We start from the raw sequence: 18,639 nt of genomic DNA, 5'->3' as shown, positions 1-18,639 counted from the left end.
ACATAGGAAAACTCAGTGCCTGGCTTCCGCGAAGCGGGAGAAAGCGATGTGTCGTGGCGGATTCTCTCGGCGGCACGACGCTTTTTTTAGCGTCGTCGCGCACAGCCGAGGTGCAAGGCGGCACTATTCGCGTGCGGTGATGCAGGCGGCGATAGTCGCGAACGCGTCCATGACGCGACCTAGAAATCAGCGACCTTGCCCCATGCGGAGCCGCTGAATCGGCTGGGCCGATACGGTATGGGATCCACGATCGGTTCGGCGCCGGTGGCAAGGTCCGCGATCAGGTGGCCCGCGCCGGGACCGATGCCGAAACCGTGTCCGGAAAAGCCTGCCGCCAGAATCAATCCCGGCATGTCCGGCACTTCGCCAATACCGGGAACACCGTCCGGCGTGCTGTCGACGAAGCCGGCCCACGCGTGCGTGATCTTTGCCTCGCCAAGTTCGGGCAGCAGTTCGACGGCACGGCGGTAGGTTTCCCTCACCGTCGGCAGATCGGGCTTCGGATCCAGAATGCGCACCCGCTCCATGGGAGTCGGCGCATCGAGCCGCCACCGCTTCAGCGTTTCGTGGCCGCCACGAATGCCTTCCAGGCCGCCCGGAAGAAGGTTGCGCCAGCGCTTGGCGAACATCGGCACGAACTGTGGGGCGAAGCGCATGAACTGTGGCGTCACGTCTACGCGCGCGCGGCCGCTGATCGCCAGTGCGTAGCGTCCGTCGTTGCGGCGCGTCACGGACACGCCGGAGGTGAACAGGGCGTCCGGCAAGCGATTTTCCACGGGGGACACGCTAAGGATGGATTGGCGGATCGAGGCCTGGGGAAAACGGATGCCGAGCTGGCGGCAGAACGAGGACGCCCAGGCGCCACCGGCGAGCACAGCCGTCCTCGTCTTGATGACCCCGGCTTCCGTGACGACGCCGCTGACCCGCCCGCCCTCCAGCTCGATGCCGCGGGCCGCGCAGTGCTGGTGGACGCTGCCGCCGAGCTTCATGAGCGCACGTGCCACGGCCGGCGCAGCCTTGCCGGGATCGGCGGTGCCATCGCTGGGCGAGAAGACGCCGCCTTTCCAGGCGCGGCCGGTCGCCTGCCCCCGCTGGGCGGCTTGGCGGCTGTCGAGCATGTAGGTCGTCACTCCGGCGGTCTTCGCGAAGGCACGCCAACTGGACCAACGGGACAGTTCGGCCTCGTCGTTACTCAGATACAACAGCCCGCAGCGATGAAAGCCCGTGTCTTCGCCGGTTTCGGCGGCAAAGCGTTCCCAGAGATCGAGGCTCTTGCTCGCCATCGGCAATTCGCGGGCGTCGCGGTTCTGCTGCCGGCACCAGCCCCAATTGCGGCTCGACTGTTCGGCGCCGATCCTGCCCTTCTCGACCAGGGCGACTGAAAGCCCGCGCTGCGCCAGGTAGTAGGCAGTGAAGACGCCGATGATGCCGCCCCCGATCACGACCACGTCGGCCGCGGCCGGCAACGTGGGCGAAGTCTCGATGTGGTTCAGCGGAGGGGACATGATTAATCTCGCTCGATTGAAGCTTGGACGTTTTGAACAACGTAGAACTTCGCCACCCGGTCGCGGCTTTCCCAGCCGACCGGTGCACCCCGGGGCACGAAAAGCGCGTCGCCGGCGCCGAGCGACAGCACGCTGCCATCAGGCGCCGCGAACCGCACGCTGCCGGCCAGGAGGTGCATGAACTCGTTCACGCGATGCGGGCGAACAACCCGGTGGTAGGGCGTCGAATCCCACGTGCCCGCGAGGTACTCCGCGGCGTCGTCGGTGAAGACATTGTCGCTACGGCATTGCGGGGCCGGGCCCAGCAGCACCTCCGCCGGTAGCGAAGCGGACGGCTTGAAGTCGGCGTCGGCGCGCAGGGGGATGAGCCCGCGCTTCGTCGGCCTCTCGCAAGCGGCCGCGCAAAACACGAAACGCACGCGGGATTCGGCCCGGACGCGAAGCGCCGTACCGGCCCCGATGACAGCACCGGTTTGCGGACCGAGCACCAACGGGGCCTCTCCGGCCGCTTCCAGGGTGAGCTCTCCTTCGACCACGACGATGGTTTCAAGGTGGGGAAAGCTCGCGACGTCGAGCTCGCCAATGAGGCTGGCGCGACCCGCGATCATCGAGTCCGGTCCTTCCCACGCGATTTCGCGAATTCGCCCAAAGGGGTCGTCCTTGCCGAACGCCGCCCTGCGGAACGAGGTTGAAAGCGGTGCGCCGTCGGCGCGATGCAGCACGAAGGCCACGGTCATTGTTTGCTCCTGCGCATTGCACGATGATTTCACTGAAGACCTGGAAGGCAATACTGGGGACGAGCCGCCGGAGCTGCGCGATCTCTGTTCATATCGAGTATTTGACCAGCGCAAAAAGTCAGGGTGGCGCTGATTTGCGCGGGAAAAAAACACAATCCGCCCGTTGTTGGTAATGCTGGCGGCACAGTCTGCGGTGAAGGGCCCAAGACGGTTGCTGTGTCGGGTTGCTACGTTAGTCTCCGCTGAACCGATTATCGAACTCGGGTTCGCAGCGGAAGGTGCTGGCTGGTCATGCGTCGCGGGATCGAATGTGCCGAGGTCATCACGTCGTAGCTCGACGAGACCCGCAGAGTTTCGTGAGGCTGCGCATCAATGCTTCTTGAACATGTATTCGAAGGCGCGCTAGTTCGGATCGAGAAGCCCGGCGAGTTGCTGATAGTGTCGATCACGCTCGCGGATCATCGTCGCGAAGACTTCGTGCGCTTCATCGCCCCGAGCGGAGTGCCAGCCGCGTCCGCGACGCCTGCGTCCGGCAGCACTCGCCCGGATCGCGTTTGGCACCCTTCCCCGCAACCTCAGAAAATCTGGGTCCACGCCAGCGCGGTCGAGGGCGGCACCGGACCAGCGACTGCATCGTGGTGTCCGAGCAGTTGCACCCCATGCCACACCTGGTTATGCGTCGCCGCAAGACGGACCCTTGCCGTAAAGATGGCAAGGCCCGTGCCGCATGTGGACAAATACACGCGCGCCGGTGCCGCGTTCGCAGCCATGCACGCATGCACCGTGGCGAGAAAAACAGATTCATTGATATCCACCGTGCCGGGAGCCGCGTTCCCGATCTCGGTGTCGTTGCCATGCGCCACGACGATGATCGTCGAGCCAGCGGGAATATTGAGCCCTCCCTGGCTGACCTGCGCCCATGAATATCGGGTGACCGCATTCCCCCACGCCGCATCAAGCTGCGTTTGACGAATATCGGCATCGGTAGACATTTCGAGTACGTACACCATGATTGCGTACCTCACTGTTGAACTGGGTGTGATTCGGAACAACCTGAGTCTTCGAGACTCGAGGTCATCCTAGGTTCGCAAGCAATCGAAAACGATAGGTCAAACGTCATGAATGGAGCCACGTGTCTTTTGGGGCAACGCGGACTGAGCTTCGGCGTGGGACGTGTCGCCGAAATACATCTGATAGAGAATCGGAAAGGTGATGAATGCAGCTCCGTATATCCCGCCGCCGGCACGACGGAAGTGAAACGCTTTCGTCGCCATACCTATGAAAGCGTTTGATGAGCGGATGCCAACCATCGAACGTGCGATCAACCGCACGAGAACATCGCCTACCCCCAATGGCTGCAATTTGCCCACCTGCACGGATCTCATCTCTGGAATCGCCGGGCTGGTCTGTATAGAAGTAGCTGGCGGCTATGCTTGCGGCGCCTCGTTTACATCGGTCGAATGCGCCAGTTCCTTCTGGGCCTCGAGCATGGCGAGACGCTCGGTCAGGGCTTCGTGAACGAGTGCGTATGCGTCACTGCCCAGCGTGAGCCGCTTCGGCGCAGGCTGCAGGTCCGCCGACGCGATTATCGCCGCCGCAACCTTGCGCGGATCGCCCGGAAACATCGCGAGGCCGGCTGTCGCGGCCATGCGGCGAAATTCGCCCGCGGGCGTCTTGTCATATACGTCCAATGCCTGCGCCATGTCCGCGCTCGATGAGGCAAAGCTCGTGCGCGATGCGCCAGGCTCAACGAGCGTTACCTCTATGCCGAACGGCGCGATCTCCGGCATCGTGCCTTCGAAGAAACCCTCGATGCCCCATTTTGTCGCGGCGTAAACACCCATCGTCGGGTACGCCGCCTGGCCGACCGACGACGAGATCTGGATGATTCGACCGCCACCTTGCCGCCGCAGATTCGGGATCGCCGCACGCGCGACCTGAATCGAACCGAGCAGATTCGTATCGATCTGCCGCTCGATCTGCGCGTCGCCGACTTCTTCCGCCGCGCCGAAGAGCGCATAGCCCGCGTTGCTTACGACGACGTCGATACTCTGCAGTTCCGAAAACGCGCGGTCGATGACCTTACGCACCGCTGAGCTGTCCGTGACGTCAAGTATGGCGACCCAAAGACGTTCGCCATACTGGGCGGCAAGGTCGTTGAGAGCATCGGGCTTACGAACCGTCGCCGCGACGCGGTCGCCGCGCTGGAGAAGAAGCTCTGCAAGCTCCCGGCCAAAACCGCTACCTGCACCTGTGATGAACCATGTCTTCGACATTTCATTACCTCTGTATGGTCAAGCCGTTCGCGCGGTCAGTCTGCCGTTTGCAAAGCTGACTTATCGCAAGGCTACGTTTGGGATCGCAACGCAAGGTACGGCCGATGCGAACTGCACAGTCGACGAAACAAACAGAGAGGCGATCATTCGACGGAAGAAGCCGCCCCATTGTCGACCTTCATCCGCGAAAGATTGCGGCGTAGCGAGGCCACATTTTTGGGCCCGTTCATGATGCTGAACTGATGCTGCGCTTCAAGCCAGAGCGGCGCCGCCCGTTCAAAAAGTTCAGTTCCCTCCGGGGTGAGTTCGACGATACGGATGCGACCGTCCGTGGGAGACGGCCGCATCGTCACGAAACCATCGCGCTCCAGAAAGCCAATCATCTTTCCCATGGCTGTCCGTTCGATGTCGAGTCGCTCGGCGAGCGCATTGACCGAAGCGCTCTGCTGCTCATTCAGGGTCGCCAGGATGAGAAACTGCGTGATGCGAAGGCCGGACGGCTGGAGAAAAGCGTCGTAAAGGCGCGAGATCTGACGGGCGGCCTTCCTCACCGTAAAGCAGTTGCATTGATCGATCCCGATGGGTTGGTTTTCCGGCAGCATCTCGTGTCTTCCTCAACGTTGGTTAAATTGCCCAGGCGCCTCGCGCGTTCGTCAGGCAAACGCGCTCCGGTATTTTCCGATGAACGCCGGGACCGAAAGCGCCGGCGTGCCGGTGATTTTCTCGACGGCATCGTTAGTACCCTGGAACACCCCTTCACGATAGTGCTGCGCGACTTCAACGAGGTGCTGCACAAGGAACGGAGGGAACTTGTACACCTGCTCCATCTGTTGCTTGAAATCCTCGATCGAAGTCGGGGCGTATTCGATCGTCGCGCCGAGCACCTCACTCATGGCTGCGGCGATTTCCGTGTGGTTCATCTCGACCGGGCCGTGGAGCGTGTAGGTCTTGCCGCGATGCTCTGCCGGATTCGCCAGAATGTGAGCGATGACCCTGCCCTGGTCGTCCGAGCTGATTGGAGCGTGGCGACCGTTTTCGAACGGAAAATCGATTTTCTTCCGGGCCCAGATTTGCTTTGCAAAATGCGGATAGACGAGCCAATCCGCAAAGAATGTGGGGCGCAGATGCGTGGTAGGCACACCGGACCAGTCGAAGACCCGCTCGGAAATCCAGTGGTCCTGCGCGGCATGGCTGGTCGACTCGCGCCGCGCTGAAATCTGCGACATGTTGACGATCGCAGCGACGCCGGCTTCCTTGGCGGCCAGCGCGAAATAGGCTGCCGCTCCGACAATCCCCGGTGCGATCGGGTGAAGGAAGTAGGCGGAGCTGACACCCTCCATGGCTGCGCGGATGTCGTCGATGTCGGTGAAATCCCCGACGGCGATGTCAACGCCGCGCGCCCGCAGCGCCGCTGCGCGTTCATCATCCGAGCGCACGTAAGCGCGGACGCGCTTACCCATCCGCAGCAATTCGTCGAGGGCTGCACCGCCGGTACGGCCGGTTGCGCCGCTTACAAGAATGGTCGATTCGTTCATGGTTTTGATCCTCCGAAGGGTTAAGAGCATTGGCTCATGTGAGGCACTATAGAAGCATATGCTCCTATATGCAAGTTTTTTTGCGGACAGCTTCTGTTCGCCTTGAGCGAAACACCTCGCCTCTCACGGAGCCTGGAAGAAGGCCGCGCTAAAAAGCTGCCATGCCGCGAACGACGCCTGGCCGCGCACTGATCCTTGCGTACCAGGCGCGAAGCAGAGGGAGTTCGGACCAATCGAGGTCCTGCCTCACAGCAAAGGCACACGTATAGGCCGCGATGTCTGCGAGTGTGAACCTATCACCGGCGATATAGGGGGCGTCGACCAAGAATGGTTCGGCCTGAACGAGCGCCTCGATGGAACGAGCAGCAAGAAATTGAGCGCCCGGTTCGTTGCCTTGTTGCGTAAGCGCGAAAGCACTGCCGTTCGGCGCAATCACTTCGGTAATGAAATAGAACAGACGATCGAAAAACAAGGCTACCTCCTGGCCCGGATCGGGCGTTAGCCTCTCCCGCGATCGACTCGCCGCATAGAACATGATCGCGTTCGATTGGGTAACGACGAGGCCCGTCCCTGCCTTGCCTTCTTCGACCATGATCGGGACAAGGCCACGCGGATTAAGCTCCCGGAACGCAGCAGTCTTGTGTTCCCCGGCCCTCAAATCCACCCGGCTGACGGAATACGAAATGCCAGCCTCTTCCAGGGCGATGGCCGCTCTTCGGCTGTTGCCTGTTTGTGCTCCGTAAAGACGGATTGCCATGAGCGCATCTCCTCTTGACCTTCGGGACCCCAACCGCGGTGATCCATAGCTACCGACCGATATCGGCCCGCCAGGTCACGGAACACGCCATCCCAGCTTCGGCTTGACCCGCCTTAGTAATGCAGAAACAGGAGCGCGGCCGCCCTGGCGGAGAGCGCGCCAGCGGTGCGCTACCTCAGCTTTCAAACGGTGCATCATTAATCAGGTCGCACACGTTCGGAATCTCGAAACCGTGTACATGGCGACGGCCGATATCGGCGATCCCGGTACCGACGGTTGTATGGGGTTTTCTTCTGGCGACTTCAGCCAGCGCTTCGGTAAACGCCGCTTTAAATCCAACGCGCGGATAGAGCGCGAGCGTGTCATCGATCAGCGACGGCGTGACTTCGTCCAGAAACAGTCCGAAGACGTCGAGATGTGCGCCCATATAGACGAGGGCGATTTCCGGCTGCTTGCGGTCGGCGAGGCCGCCAGCGGAGTGAAGCGCGATGGCGTCCCACACGAGTTGCGTTTTCGCTTCCGGGTAGTCATGGGCCAGCAAAAGGCGGCTGGCCGCGTCGGCACCATCCACCTCAAAGCGTTGGTCGGCAGAAAATTCATCCGTAAGGCCAAGGTCGTGAAGCAGCGATGCGAGATACACCACTTCCCGATCGTATTTCAAACCTCGCTTCCTACCCAGGAATTCGGCGAACCACCATGTCCGATGCACGTGATGCATCATCGCTCTGGAATGGACGCGCTCGACGAGCAAAGCCGCCTTCGTGGCGATCTCCGAATCTGGAGCACTCACCTCCCCCACAATCACACGTTGACGCATTGCATACCCTCCGGGTCATGCGAACTTACAGAGCGATCCAGTGTAGGCGGTTCGTCAATAGCTCAATTGACAGATCGCGGACGATTTCTGCCACAATCGTTCTCCCTATGTCCCGATACGCAGCGCCTCTTTCAATGAGAAAACGGACGAAACCGGTCGCCCCGCCTGCAGAGCCGGGACAGAAGCGCGTCGTCATATTGGGTCTGCCACCAGTGGATGCGCTCGACGTGATCGGTCCAGCGGAAGTATTCGCCTGGGCGAATCAACTGCACGGCGGTGAATCTGCCCCATACGTGCTGGAACTGGTTTGCTCAGCGGTTGATGTGCACCTGGACAGCGAAACAGGTATTGGCCTCAAAGGCCATAGCACGCTCGAGCAGGAGGGTCATGCGAACAAGCCGATTGATACCTTACTCGTGACTGCGGGCTCCAGGACGTTCGAACAGATCGATCAGGCAGCGATAGACTGGATCCGGACCCGCTCACCGACAGTACGTCGCGTGTGCTCCATATGTGTTGGAGCATTCGCCCTGGCTGCCGCAGGCCTGCTGGACGGACGCAGGGCGACGACGCATTGGGGCGTGGCACGGCGCCTGGCGGAGCGCTATCCCAAGGTACGGGTCGACCCGGCTCCTATCTGGGTGAAAGACGGCAATGTGTACACGTCGGCCGGCATATCGTCTGGAATCGACCTCGCGCTCTCGCTGGTCAGCGAAGATCTGGGAAATGACTTCGCCTTGGAGATTGCGAAGAATCTGGTCCTGTTCTTCCGTCGCCCCGGCGGACAGGCGCAGTTCAGCTTCGCACTTCAGTCACAGAGCGCGCACAGCCCAGGTCTCGGCGAGTTATGCCTCTGGATCGGTGAGCATCTGCATATGGATCTCACAGTCGAGGTCATGGCAGCCAGAGCTTCAACGAGCGTCAGAACGTTGATACGCATGTTTCAACGAGAATTGCAGACCACGCCCGCAAGATATGTCGAAAACGTCCGGCTGGAATCCGTTTGCCGTTCACTTGCGCTTGGCGAGCGATCGATGCACGACGTCTGTCGTCGGAACGGTTACCACAGCGTCGACGTGCTAAGGAAGGCATTCACACGCCGCTTCGGCGTGAGCCCCACAGAGTACGCTCGGCGCTTCGGCAAAAGCGCCGAGCCGATGCAGTCCGGTTGACATTAGCTGCTTATCCTGCACTGCCGGTGCGATACCCGCGCGCGTGCTTCGATGGCAGAAGACGAGCAGATTCAAGAAAAGTATCAGGCGATACGCCCGGTACCGTCGCGAGACGGCACGTCGCGCACGACCTCGATCAACTCACCGCTGTTGATCTCGTAGAAAAAGCCATACAGCTTGATATGTTTCGGCACGGCAGGGCTGTCGCGAAGCAGCTTCACGTCGTGCCTGAGCGATTCCTCATAGTTCATGATCGCGAGACTATCGTGATCGAACATCGTCGAGATGTCGGTGTGATGGCAGTCGTGGTACTTCCCGATGAGCTGGTCAGGCCTGAAGGCCGTGGCGCCGCAGAATGAGTGGTGGACGACGACGATGTTCTGCACGCTGAACAGGTAGTCCATCGTTGCGGCCGACTGCAAACCTGACGCGGCACGACCTGCCGCGCAGTAAACAGCAAACAGCGTCCGGGTATGTCCGATCTTGTTGCCACGTTCGTCAAGAATGTTCTCGCCCGGGTAAATCTCATCACCGAAATGTTTGGCGACCACCTGGGGTACTTCCGACGCTCGCGGATCGAAACAGCAGATGATCATCGTCTTCATCGGGATGACTTCGTTGAAGCCCTGAAAATTATCCTGGTCAAACCAGGGTTGCGTCCTGAATTCAAATTCGCTGTACTTCATCGTCATTTTCCTGCTCCAAAATGATGTGTGACTGCAAAGTAAGAGCGCTGTGACTTTGACACGCGGTCGCTGCCGACACTGCGTTCGTCCTTCAGCGCGAATGAAGTTGTGCTCTCGATACCCGCCAAGTTATCGTGGTTCAAACGAAGCGCAGTTGCCTGCGATCAGTTCCCCTGGCATATACCGGCAAACATCATGGGATTTTTGAGCAGCGGCGCCGTCGCGGGCGACACCGCAATCCAGATTCCCATTGCCCAGAGAAAGCTGGCGATTGGAATTGCCAGCTTCTCGCCCTTGGGCAAAACCTTCTCAGCGAACATAAACAGTGTCAGCAATGCCATCCAGGTGAGGCTCATGACGCCGACCGCGAACATCACTGCCATCAAAGCCCAGCAGCAGCCGACGCATACCAGGCCGTGCCGGACACCCATGGCAACGGCGCCCGCGCTACCTTCCCGCCAGTAGCGCCCAAAAAACGAAAGAGGCGTGCGGCATCCCGTCAGGCACACATGCTTCAGGGACGAGATCTGATAGACACCAGCGATGACCAACACCGTCCCGGCAATGTACGGACCCGCGCGATTCCACGCGATCATTTCCGGGCTGATAGTTCGAACCAGCAAATCCAGGAGGTATGCGGCAAGGCCGTAGGCGATCCACGCGACGCCGTAGCCTGCAATGAAGCTGGCGACGAGACGCACAGGCGCGACCGATACCCCGTTACGCGACCTGAGCACTGCCGCGAATGCCGCGACGTAATTCAATTCCGACGGCAGCATCATCGCGGTCAGCATGACTACCCAGCCGACGAGAAAGGCCGGCAAGTTGTGTAGCGGCGTTCCCGGTCCCTCGTCCATGCCGGCCATGAATACCAGTACGCCGAGCCAGGCTGCGAGGCTGGCTAGCAGGACGACCATCGTCCAGCCGAGTACGGGTTGGCCCCGGCCTAACGCGGACACCGCTGATCGCGATAAGGAAGGAACGGCCCTCATGGCGCGTCCGGACCATGCCAGTCGAACGGGATATGCTTGCTCGCCTGACCCGCCGGGATGTTCTGGTCAAAGCCGAATCCTTTCCAACGGCCATTCACGCTCTTGCCCCACGTCACGGCTCCGTCGGTCGGACCGACTTCGCTGCCCGGCGGGTTGAAGCTTTGCAGCCGTTTCGTCGGATCCGAGGTTGGCCCGCTCAGCGCGACGCCGCTCGCATCCACCTTGTCGCCCACCGTCACGCTCCAGTGTTCCAGCGAGCCGTCGATCTCCACCGAGATGTTGGCGAACTCCACGCCCCGCACCGCGCTTACCTTGGCCGGCACGAACTGTGTCATCCAACCTCCAGCCTGGCCCGTGAAGATCGCCACGAGCGCCCGCCTCTGATCCTCGTTCGCGGCTTCGTCAAAGAACACCCCTGTCTCGAGCTTGGCGCCATCCCAAAGATTTCCGGTAAAGCCGGAAAGGAGGACCACCTTCAGGCCCGCCATCGGCGTCTTGCCGTAGTAGCCTTCATTGATTCTGTACGCCCATAGCACTTCACAGTGATTGCCGGTCGGAGCTTGCGCGAAGGTGCAGGGACAGGGTGTGTTACACGAGCACACGTCTAACCACTCGCCGGCGATCCGCCACTCCGGAATCGCCATCACGCTTTCAGCTACCTGATCTGCCATTGCACGCCCCTCTGGTTGACGACGGAAAAGTCTGGACATCATGAGGCTCGCGCAGGATCATCACCAGTGTCGAAATCGACATTAAACGTGGCAATACCGACACATGGCTTTACATCCGACAATCGAAATTGGCATCGTCCACTATCCGGGCGCGCAACTCGCGGCGATACATGGTCTGAGTGACCTGTTCGAAGTCGCGAATGGCTTCGTCGCGCAACGTCACAGTGAGGGATCGGCCCTTCTGCTGGTCAGTCAGTGGCGAACCCGTACACGCGGCAAGGCACCTGTCAGAGACTCTGGCAAGGGCGAAAATGCAGACAGGTCACCTGCAGTCATTCTGTTGCCGCCAAGCCTTGGCGGACAGATCAGTCACGACGACGCGGCGCCATTCGTTGACTGGTTAGTCGAACATCATCAGACGGGGACGACGCTCGGCTCCATGTGCGGAGGCGCTTTCCTGCTGGCTGAAACAGGGCTTCTCAACGGACGGACGGCGACGACGCACTGGGCTCACGCCGACATCTTCCGCACGCGGTTTCCAGATGTGCGCCTCGATATCGACAGGCTCATCATCGATGATGGCGATATTATCTGCGCCGGCGGTTTGATGGCATGGATCGACCTGGGTCTGAAGCTGGTCGACCGTTTTCTGGGGCCGACCATCATGGCCGAGACGGCTCGGTTTCTTCTGGTGGATCCTCCCGGGCGCGAGCAACGCTATTACAGCGCTTTCTCCCCGAACCTGACCCACGGCGACGCCGCCGTGCTGAAAGCGCAGCATTGGCTCCAGGCTACCGGGGCCAAAGAAATCACTCTTGCGTCGCTCGCCTCATCTGCCGGACTCGAAGAGCGAACCTTCCTGCGACGATTCAGGAAGGCAACCGGGCTGACGGCCATCGACTACTGTCAGCAGTTGCGCGTCGGCAAAGCGCGCGAAAGGCTGCAGTTCACGACGTCGAGCATCGAGACGATTGCATGGGAAGTGGGCTACGGAGACGCCGGCGCGTTTCGCAAGATTTTCATCAGAGTCACGGGGCTCACCCCCGGTGAGTTTCGCCGACGGTTCAGCGTCACTCGGCGCTAGAACGGCCGCGGCGTGCGCCCAAAAGCAGAGCAAACGACCAGACTTTAGGCCCCCCCGATCCGGCGAACGAACACGTCTTCGCGATCCGTCAGTAATCACTGCCGCATCTCCGAAAATCGAGGCGGATGTTCGCGTCTTGATCTTCACGCGTGCGAATTTGCATGAAGTCGGCCATGTCGGAGTTGCGTCGTCTTCAAACGCGAGTTATGCAACAACGCTTTCGCTCATCGCTTCTGATAGGTGCCGATCAGTTCGGCGTGCGCCAGTAAGTGCCCCTGCATGGCCTTTTCGAGCGCCGCCTTGCTGGGGCTTTTCAAATCGGGCAGCACGGTGTCGAGCGCATACAGCTTGTGGAAATAGCGGTGGCGTCCCACTGGCGGGCACGGGCCGCCGTAAGCAGCGCGTTTGAAGTCATTGGTGCCTTCGAGCGTGCCGCGCGGCAATCCGCCCGCAGCAGCGCCCTCGGATAGCCCGATGGCCGTCGGCGGGATGTTGTAAAGCACCCAATGTACCCAAGTCATTTTCGGCGCGGCCGGGTCCGGCGCATCGGGGTCGTCGACGATCAGCGCCAAGCTTTTTGCGTTCGAAGGCACGCCGGACCACGTGAGCGGCGGGGAAACATCGGCGCCCTGGCAGGTATTGTGTGGGGGAATCTCCCCGTTCTGCTGGAAGGCTTGCGACGTCAGCGTGAGAGTCATGGCGCGCTCCTCGGCGGCAACAGTGGATGCCGGGGCCGGTGGGAAGATCAAGGCGATGAGCAAGAGTGCCAACAGGCGACGCGGAGCCGAAGTCCAAGCCGCTTTGTTCAAAGCTCCCGAGGTGGTGTTCAGCACGTTGAAGTCGCTCATCGCCACGCTTCATACCTTGTCCGTGACTGAAGGCGTTCGTCGGTGCGCACTCTGCGCGAGTCTTGACGGAAATCGAAGCGAGACTTTTATCGTGACATAAGTTCCGCGCGAACAAAAGTGGCGGTGCGAGGCGTTGCCGTGTATCGGTCCCGGTATCGGTTATGGCAGGCATCCGCGGAGCCGCAATACACACACCGGGCACACTCAATCGATGGCGCGTGCCATTCATCCGATGATGCAACGCGGCAATCGTGCATTGGGGTCGGTTCGTATGCCCGGCTCACTTGCTGCCTGTGAATAACGAGGCGAGCCCGTAGCCCCCTTGTGCACGCCGGCATCGTCCAGAATCGGGTTCGCACGCGCTGCGGTTCGAGTACGCAAGGCAGCGGTGTTCGTGCGGTAGCGCTCATGCACGTGAACTCCGACACGGATACGATATCTGAATGAACATGGAGGGCGGTCATGACCGCGACTGCCAGTTTTCATATCGGCTACACGCAATACCTCGGCCCCGACGGGGAGCCTGTTCAGCCGTTGCCTGCGTTTGCACAGGACCCGACGGCGCTGATTCCCCTTTATCGCGCAATGGTGCTGACACGGGCGTTCGACACCAAGGCGGTGGCGCTTCAGCGTACCGGCAAGCTCGGCACCTTCGCATCGTCAGTCGGCCAGGAGGCGATTGGTGTCGGCGTCGCCAGCGCAATGCAGCCCGACGACGTGCTGTTTCCTTCGTATCGCGATCACGCGGCGCAATTGCTGCGCGGCGTCACCATGACGGAAAGTCTGCTGTATTGGGGCGGCGACGAACGCGGCAGCGACTTCAGCGTGCCCCGCCACGATTTCCCGAACTGTGTGCCGATCGGCACGCAGGTGTGCCATGCCGCCGGCGCGGCCTACGCGTTCCAGTTGCGTCGCGAACCGCGCGTCGCGGTGTCGATATTCGGCGACGGCGGCACGTCCAAGGGCGACTTCTACGAGGCAATGAACATGGCCGGCGTCTGGCAGGCTCCGCTCGTTCTCGTGGTCAATAACAACCAGTGGGCGATCTCCGTGCCACGCAGCCGCCAGAGCGCCGCGCAAACGCTCGCGCAAAAAGCGATCGCTGCGGGAATCGATGGGCTGCAGGTCGACGGCAACGACGTGATCGCGGTGCATCAGGTGGTCCACGCGGCGCTCGCCAAGGCTCGCCGCGGCGATGGCCCGACGCTGATCGAAGCGCTCAGCTATCGCCTTGGCGATCACACGACAGCCGACGACGCGACACGCTATCGCGACGCCGAGGACCTCAGCAAGCAATGGACGTACGAACCGTTGCTGCGCTTGCGAACTTACCTGATGCGCGCGAACGTCTGGGACAAGGCCCAGGACGAGCAACTCGGCCGCGCGTGTCTTGCGCAGGTCGAGCAGGCCGTCGACGCGTATCTGGCGCAACCACCGCCGGACACCTCCGCCATGTTCGATCATCTGTACGAGACCTTGCCGTTGGCGATGCGTGAGCAACTGGCGATGGCGCAGCGATTCGCGCCTCCCGCGGGGAACCGCCATGGCTGATCTGAACATGGTCGAAGCGCTGAATCAGGCGCTCGCCTACGAACTGGCGCACGATCCAGACGTCGTGCTGCTCGGCGAGGATATCGGCGTGAACGGCGGCGTGTTCCGCGCGACGATCGGCTTACAGGCGCGATTCGGTGCGCAGCGGGTGATCGATACGCCCTTGGCTGAAACCGGCATCGCCGGCACCGCGATCGGCATGGCGGCGATGGGCTTGAAGCCGGTCGCGGAGATCCAGTTCAGCGGGTTCATCTATCCGGTCATCGATCATGTTCTGAATCACGCGTCGCGTCTGCGGCATCGAACACGCGGACGGCTGACGTGCCCGCTCGTGATTCGTGCGCCGTGCGGCGCGGGGATTCACGCGCCGGAGCATCATTCCGAAAACCCTGAAGCATTGTTCGCCCACATCCCCGGAGTGCGCGTCGTGACACCGTCGTCTCCTGCACGCGCGTACGGTTTGCTGCTCGCGTCGATCCGCGATCCGGATCCGGTGATCTTCTTCGAGCCGACGCGGCTCTACCGGCTCTTCAGGCAGCCAGTCGAGGATAACGGCGAAGCGTTGCCGCTCGATAGCTGCCTGACGTTGCGCGTTGGGTCGGACCTCACCATGGTGAGCTGGGGGGGCGCATTGCAGGAAGTGCAGGCCGCCGCCGATCTGCTTGCGCAGGAAGGTGTGACGGTCGAGGTGATCGACGTGGCGACGCTCAAACCGCTCGACATGAACACCATTCTCGCGTCGGTGGCGAAAACCGGACGCTGTGTGATCGTGCACGAAGGCTCGCGAGCCGGAGGGGTCGGCGCGGAAATTGCCGCCGATATCGCCGAGCGCGGACTGTACTCGCTGCTCGCGCCGGTGCAGCGTGTCACCGGATACGACGTGGTGGTGCCGCTGTACAGACTCGAGAATCAATATATGCCAGGCACGGAGCGGATCGTCGCCGCAGCCAGGCAGACTCTGGAGGCGTCGTGAAGCCATGAAAGTCTTCAAACTGCCCGATCTCGGAGAAGGCTTGCAGGAAGCGGAGATCGTCGAGTGGCACGTCACGAGCGGCGACGAGGTTCGCGCGGATCAACCCCTGTTGTCGGTCGAAACGGCGAAAGCGATTGTCGAGATTCCATCGCCTCAATCCGGCCGTATCGCGAAGCTGTTCGGCCAGCCGGGCGACGTCGTGCATCTGGGCGCGCCGCTCGCCGCATTCGAAGGAGAAAGCGACGAAGCCGATGCCGGCACCGTGGTCGGCCACATGGAGGTCGGCCAGCATGTGGTGCGCGAAGCGCCGGCGGCGCCTGGCGGCGGCATGGGTGCGGGTGCCGGCGTGATCAAGGCGGTCCCGGCGGCGCGAGCGCTCGCGCGCAAGCTGGATATCGATCTGGCGATGGTGACGCCATCGGGGCCGGACGGTGTCGTCACGGCGGCTGACGTGCAGCGCGTCGAGAAGGTCCTCGCCGCGCTCGGGCCACCCGAAGTGCTGCGTGGCGTGCGGCGCGCGATGGCGCAGAACATGGCGCGCGCGCAGAGCGAAGTGGCGGCGGCGACCGTCATCGACGACGCCGACATCGAGGCATGGCCGCCGCATACCGATGTCACGATCCGGCTGATCCGTGCGCTGGTGGCCGGATGCCGCGCCGAGCCGGGGCTCAACGCATGGTTCGAGGGACACACGGGGCGGCGCCACGTGCTGGAGAAGATCGATCTCGGCATCGCGGTCGATCTGCCGGATGGCCTCTTCGTGCCGGTGTTGCGCGACGTCGCGCACCGCGACGCAGCGGATCTGCGCGGCGGGCTCGACCGGATGCGAGCCGACATCCGGGCACGCAGGATCCCACCGGAAGAACTGCGCGGCAATACGATCACGCTATCGAATTTCGGCATGATCGCCGGTAAATATGCGGCTCCAATTGTCGTGCCGCCCACTGTCGCGATTCTCGGAGCCGGCCGCATTCACGAGCAGGTCGTGGCGGTAGCCGGCGTTCCCGCCGTGCATCGGATCTTGCCGCTGAGTCTGACATTCGACCATCGGGTCGTCACGGGTGGCGAGGCGGCGCGTTTTCTTGCGGCGACGATGGCGGATCTGCGGATGGCGCAGTAGCCGTGCTCGCGTGTTTCGACGCTCTCGCATCGGCGGCTTCATGGCTGATGATCCGCTGTCTCAGTGCGTCCCCTGCCGGTCAATTCCACCGCGATAAAGCGGGAAGAGACTCAACCATCCGAAAATGCGTTCGCGCGCTTCTGATCAGCGCATGAGACGCCGACGAAGGAGCGCGGTCGAAAGGAGAAACGCGCACAGCGCGTACACACAGAGCGACCCCGCGTGCCACCAGCCCTCGTCGGGGACACGTCCGAGCATGAGCGGACGGATGAGCGCTACCGCATGAGTGAGCGGGAGCAGATCCGCGACCTGCCGGAAACCATGCGGCAATCGAGCGATTGGAAACACGCCGCCGCAGAAGAACAACATCGGCGTCAATACGAGCGTTTGATAAAAGACGAAGTAGTCGTAGCTCGGCGAGACCGCAACGACGATCATCGCGAGGGCCGCGAAAGCCAGGCCGGTAATGGCAATGATGGGCAAGGAGAAGAGCATTGCGGGCCACGCGGAGTAACCCATGACTGCCGAAACCAGCATGATTGCGGTGCCGGACAACAGCGCCTTGCTACCGGCCCACACGACTTCGCCCAGCACGACGTCGCCGAGTGTCAACCGGGTGTGCAGGATCGCGTCCCAGTTGCGCTGAACGTGCATGCGAGAGAAGCTCGCGTAGATCGTTTCGAAGCTTGCCGTCAGCATCGCGCTCGATGCGACCATGCCGCCTGCGAGAAACGCGATATACGATGTGCCGTCGACGCGCCCGACCATGGCTCCAAGGCCCAGGCCGAGCCCGAAAAGATACATCATCGGATCGGCGAGACTGCCGACCATGGAGGCGAATGCCAGCCTCTTCCAGGCCAGGAAGTTTCGGCGCCAAACGGCGCCCCAGTTCCAGGCATTCCTTGGCCACACGGGCAGGCGCGAATCGCTCATGGGTTCAGTCCCGCAGTTCCCGGCCAGTCAGGCGCAAGAAGACGTCTTCGAGATTGGCGGGCCGCTGTGCGAATCGCAGTCCGGCACAGCCGCGTAGTTCGCGTCGAACCGCCTCGACGTCGGGTGCGTAGCAAAACAGCGTGGTTCCAGCGGATTCGATATGCGCCGCGTGGGCAGCGATTCGTGCGCGCAGTCCAGGCGGCGTCGGCCCGTAAATCTCGATGACATCGGCACCGATCTGCTCCGCGATCAGGATGCTCGGTCTTCCTTCAGCGATCTTTCGCCCTTTTTCGAGCACACACAGGGCATCGCACATCCTCTCGGCTTCCTCCATGAAGTGCGTGGTCAAGAAAATTGTCTTGCCGCGTGCCACCAGTTCACGCAAGCGTCCCCAGATCAGATGCCGCGTCTGCGGATCGAGCCCCGTCGTCGGCTCGTCGAGGACCAGCAAATCCGGATCGTTGACCAAGGCGCGCACGAGCGTGAGACGTCGCTTCATGCCCCCCGACAGCTCGGCAACCCGGGCGTCGGCCTTGCTCTCGAGGCACGCGAATTCCAGCAGCTCAGGGATCACCGACGCGATTTTTCGTGCGCTCATGCCGAAATAGCGGCCAAACACGAGCAGATTCTCCCGCACTGAAAGCTCGAGATCGAGATTGTCGAATTGCGGCACCACGCCAACGCGTGTCCTCGTCAGATCTGCGTACGCGGGAATCCGGCTGCCGAGCACGGCGATCGTGCCCGCATCCGCAGGAGCCATACCCAGCAGCATGCGCATCGTCGTGGTCTTGCCCGCCCCGTTCGGTCCGAGAAGTCCAAAGCATTGTCCCCGCGGCACCGTCAGCGACAGCGCATCGACAACCGTCTTACCGCCATACGTCTTGACGACTCTATTTAGCTCTATCGCAGGTGAGGCCATGGTGTCGATAAAAAAGGCGTGAGCAGGTCGGGCGACACATGAAGACCGGATGGGCCTCTGGCC

The 18,639-nt window shown here is 61.8% G+C and carries 20 protein-coding genes; 5 read left to right on the top strand and 15 right to left on the bottom strand.

Annotated features, from left to right (window positions below; translation table 11 throughout):
* Nucleotides 1-179: 179 nt before the first annotated feature.
* The 9 genes from CUJ90_RS25435 to CUJ90_RS25385 form a co-directional block, all read right to left on the bottom strand.
* Entirely contained in the window at nucleotides 180-1,505 is a 1,326-nt protein-coding gene (locus tag CUJ90_RS25435) for an NAD(P)/FAD-dependent oxidoreductase (RefSeq protein WP_073430717.1), read from the bottom strand.
* A gap of 2 nt (nucleotides 1,506-1,507) precedes the next feature.
* Nucleotides 1,508-2,242, bottom strand: coding sequence for a cupin domain-containing protein (locus CUJ90_RS25430; RefSeq protein ID WP_114164146.1), 735 nt, complete (start codon nucleotides 2,240-2,242; stop codon nucleotides 1,508-1,510).
* Nucleotides 2,243-2,817: 575 nt separating this feature from the next.
* Nucleotides 2,818-3,252, bottom strand: a complete 435-nt coding sequence (locus CUJ90_RS25420; protein ID WP_073430715.1) for a hypothetical protein — start codon at nucleotides 3,250-3,252, stop codon at nucleotides 2,818-2,820.
* A gap of 99 nt (nucleotides 3,253-3,351) precedes the next feature.
* Nucleotides 3,352-3,627: a hypothetical protein gene (locus CUJ90_RS25415; RefSeq protein ID WP_073430714.1), complete on the bottom strand. Its 276-nt coding sequence runs from the start codon at nucleotides 3,625-3,627 to the stop codon at nucleotides 3,352-3,354.
* Between the two features lie 42 nt (nucleotides 3,628-3,669).
* A complete protein-coding gene (locus tag CUJ90_RS25410) occupies nucleotides 3,670-4,518 on the bottom strand; it encodes an SDR family oxidoreductase (protein ID WP_083081569.1) in 849 nt (282 codons plus the stop codon).
* Between the two features lie 143 nt (nucleotides 4,519-4,661).
* Nucleotides 4,662-5,120, bottom strand: coding sequence for a MarR family winged helix-turn-helix transcriptional regulator (locus CUJ90_RS25405; protein ID WP_073430712.1), 459 nt, complete (start codon nucleotides 5,118-5,120; stop codon nucleotides 4,662-4,664).
* Nucleotides 5,121-5,171: 51 nt separating this feature from the next.
* Entirely contained in the window at nucleotides 5,172-6,053 is an 882-nt protein-coding gene (locus CUJ90_RS25400) for an NmrA family NAD(P)-binding protein (protein ID WP_083081571.1), read from the bottom strand.
* Between the two features lie 148 nt (nucleotides 6,054-6,201).
* Nucleotides 6,202-6,810, bottom strand: a complete 609-nt coding sequence (locus CUJ90_RS25395) for a glutathione S-transferase family protein (protein WP_073430710.1) — start codon at nucleotides 6,808-6,810, stop codon at nucleotides 6,202-6,204.
* Between the two features lie 175 nt (nucleotides 6,811-6,985).
* Nucleotides 6,986-7,627 (bottom strand): HD domain-containing protein, encoded by a 642-nt coding sequence (locus CUJ90_RS25385; protein WP_073430709.1) that lies wholly within the window; start codon nucleotides 7,625-7,627, stop codon nucleotides 6,986-6,988.
* Between the two features lie 134 nt (nucleotides 7,628-7,761).
* Between CUJ90_RS25385 and CUJ90_RS25380 the strand changes: the two genes are divergently transcribed.
* Complete coding sequence (locus tag CUJ90_RS25380) at nucleotides 7,762-8,799, top strand: GlxA family transcriptional regulator (RefSeq protein ID WP_073430708.1); 1,038 nt, start codon at nucleotides 7,762-7,764, stop codon at nucleotides 8,797-8,799.
* A gap of 83 nt (nucleotides 8,800-8,882) precedes the next feature.
* On the opposite strand, the gene CUJ90_RS25375 is transcribed toward CUJ90_RS25380, so the two are convergent.
* The 3 genes from CUJ90_RS25375 to CUJ90_RS25365 all read right to left on the bottom strand — a co-directional run bounded on the left by CUJ90_RS25375 (nucleotide 8,883) and on the right by CUJ90_RS25365 (nucleotide 11,148).
* A complete protein-coding gene (locus CUJ90_RS25375) occupies nucleotides 8,883-9,491 on the bottom strand; it encodes a carbonic anhydrase (protein WP_073430707.1) in 609 nt (202 codons plus the stop codon).
* A 158-nt stretch (nucleotides 9,492-9,649) separates the two neighbouring features.
* Complete coding sequence (locus CUJ90_RS25370; RefSeq protein WP_227470476.1) at nucleotides 9,650-10,402, bottom strand: DUF2182 domain-containing protein; 753 nt, start codon at nucleotides 10,400-10,402, stop codon at nucleotides 9,650-9,652.
* A 71-nt stretch (nucleotides 10,403-10,473) separates the two neighbouring features.
* The gene (locus CUJ90_RS25365) at nucleotides 10,474-11,148 is read right to left on the bottom strand and encodes a DUF1326 domain-containing protein (protein WP_200799521.1); all 675 of its coding nucleotides are present in this window, start codon (nucleotides 11,146-11,148) and stop codon (nucleotides 10,474-10,476) included.
* 103 nt (nucleotides 11,149-11,251) lie between these two features.
* On the opposite strand from CUJ90_RS25365, the gene CUJ90_RS25360 reads away from it, so the two are divergent.
* Nucleotides 11,252-12,232 (top strand): GlxA family transcriptional regulator, encoded by a 981-nt coding sequence (locus CUJ90_RS25360; RefSeq protein ID WP_073430704.1) that lies wholly within the window; start codon nucleotides 11,252-11,254, stop codon nucleotides 12,230-12,232.
* Between the two features lie 224 nt (nucleotides 12,233-12,456).
* On the opposite strand, the gene CUJ90_RS25355 is transcribed toward CUJ90_RS25360, so the two are convergent.
* Nucleotides 12,457-12,930 (bottom strand): YbhB/YbcL family Raf kinase inhibitor-like protein, encoded by a 474-nt coding sequence (locus CUJ90_RS25355; RefSeq protein ID WP_073430703.1) that lies wholly within the window; start codon nucleotides 12,928-12,930, stop codon nucleotides 12,457-12,459.
* A gap of 612 nt (nucleotides 12,931-13,542) precedes the next feature.
* Between CUJ90_RS25355 and pdhA the strand changes: the two genes are divergently transcribed.
* The 3 genes from pdhA to CUJ90_RS25335 are packed head-to-tail and all read left to right on the top strand — an operon-like array spanning nucleotide 13,543 to nucleotide 16,724.
* Complete coding sequence (pdhA, locus tag CUJ90_RS25345; protein WP_083081577.1) at nucleotides 13,543-14,631, top strand: pyruvate dehydrogenase (acetyl-transferring) E1 component subunit alpha; 1,089 nt, start codon at nucleotides 13,543-13,545, stop codon at nucleotides 14,629-14,631.
* Nucleotides 14,624-15,604, top strand: a complete 981-nt coding sequence (locus tag CUJ90_RS25340) for an alpha-ketoacid dehydrogenase subunit beta (RefSeq protein WP_083081578.1) — start codon at nucleotides 14,624-14,626, stop codon at nucleotides 15,602-15,604. The genes pdhA and CUJ90_RS25340 overlap by 8 nt, the downstream gene beginning before the upstream one ends.
* Before the next feature lie 4 nt (nucleotides 15,605-15,608).
* Nucleotides 15,609-16,724, top strand: coding sequence for a dihydrolipoamide acetyltransferase family protein (locus CUJ90_RS25335; protein ID WP_083081580.1), 1,116 nt, complete (start codon nucleotides 15,609-15,611; stop codon nucleotides 16,722-16,724).
* A 144-nt stretch (nucleotides 16,725-16,868) separates the two neighbouring features.
* Here CUJ90_RS25335 and CUJ90_RS25330 read toward each other — a convergent pair whose 3' ends face one another.
* A complete protein-coding gene (locus CUJ90_RS25330; RefSeq protein WP_073430698.1) occupies nucleotides 16,869-17,657 on the bottom strand; it encodes an ABC transporter permease in 789 nt (262 codons plus the stop codon).
* Nucleotides 17,658-17,661: 4 nt separating this feature from the next.
* Nucleotides 17,662-18,576 (bottom strand): nodulation factor ABC transporter ATP-binding protein NodI, encoded by a 915-nt coding sequence (nodI, locus tag CUJ90_RS25325; RefSeq protein ID WP_073430697.1) that lies wholly within the window; start codon nucleotides 18,574-18,576, stop codon nucleotides 17,662-17,664.
* Nucleotides 18,577-18,639 lie beyond the last annotated feature (63 nt).

It is taken from the genome of Paraburkholderia terricola, assembly GCF_003330825.1.
Lineage (GTDB): Bacteria > Pseudomonadota > Gammaproteobacteria > Burkholderiales > Burkholderiaceae > Paraburkholderia > Paraburkholderia terricola.
The sequence above is the reverse complement of the archived record's forward strand: the minus strand, read 5'-3'. Positions and strand labels throughout refer to the sequence as shown.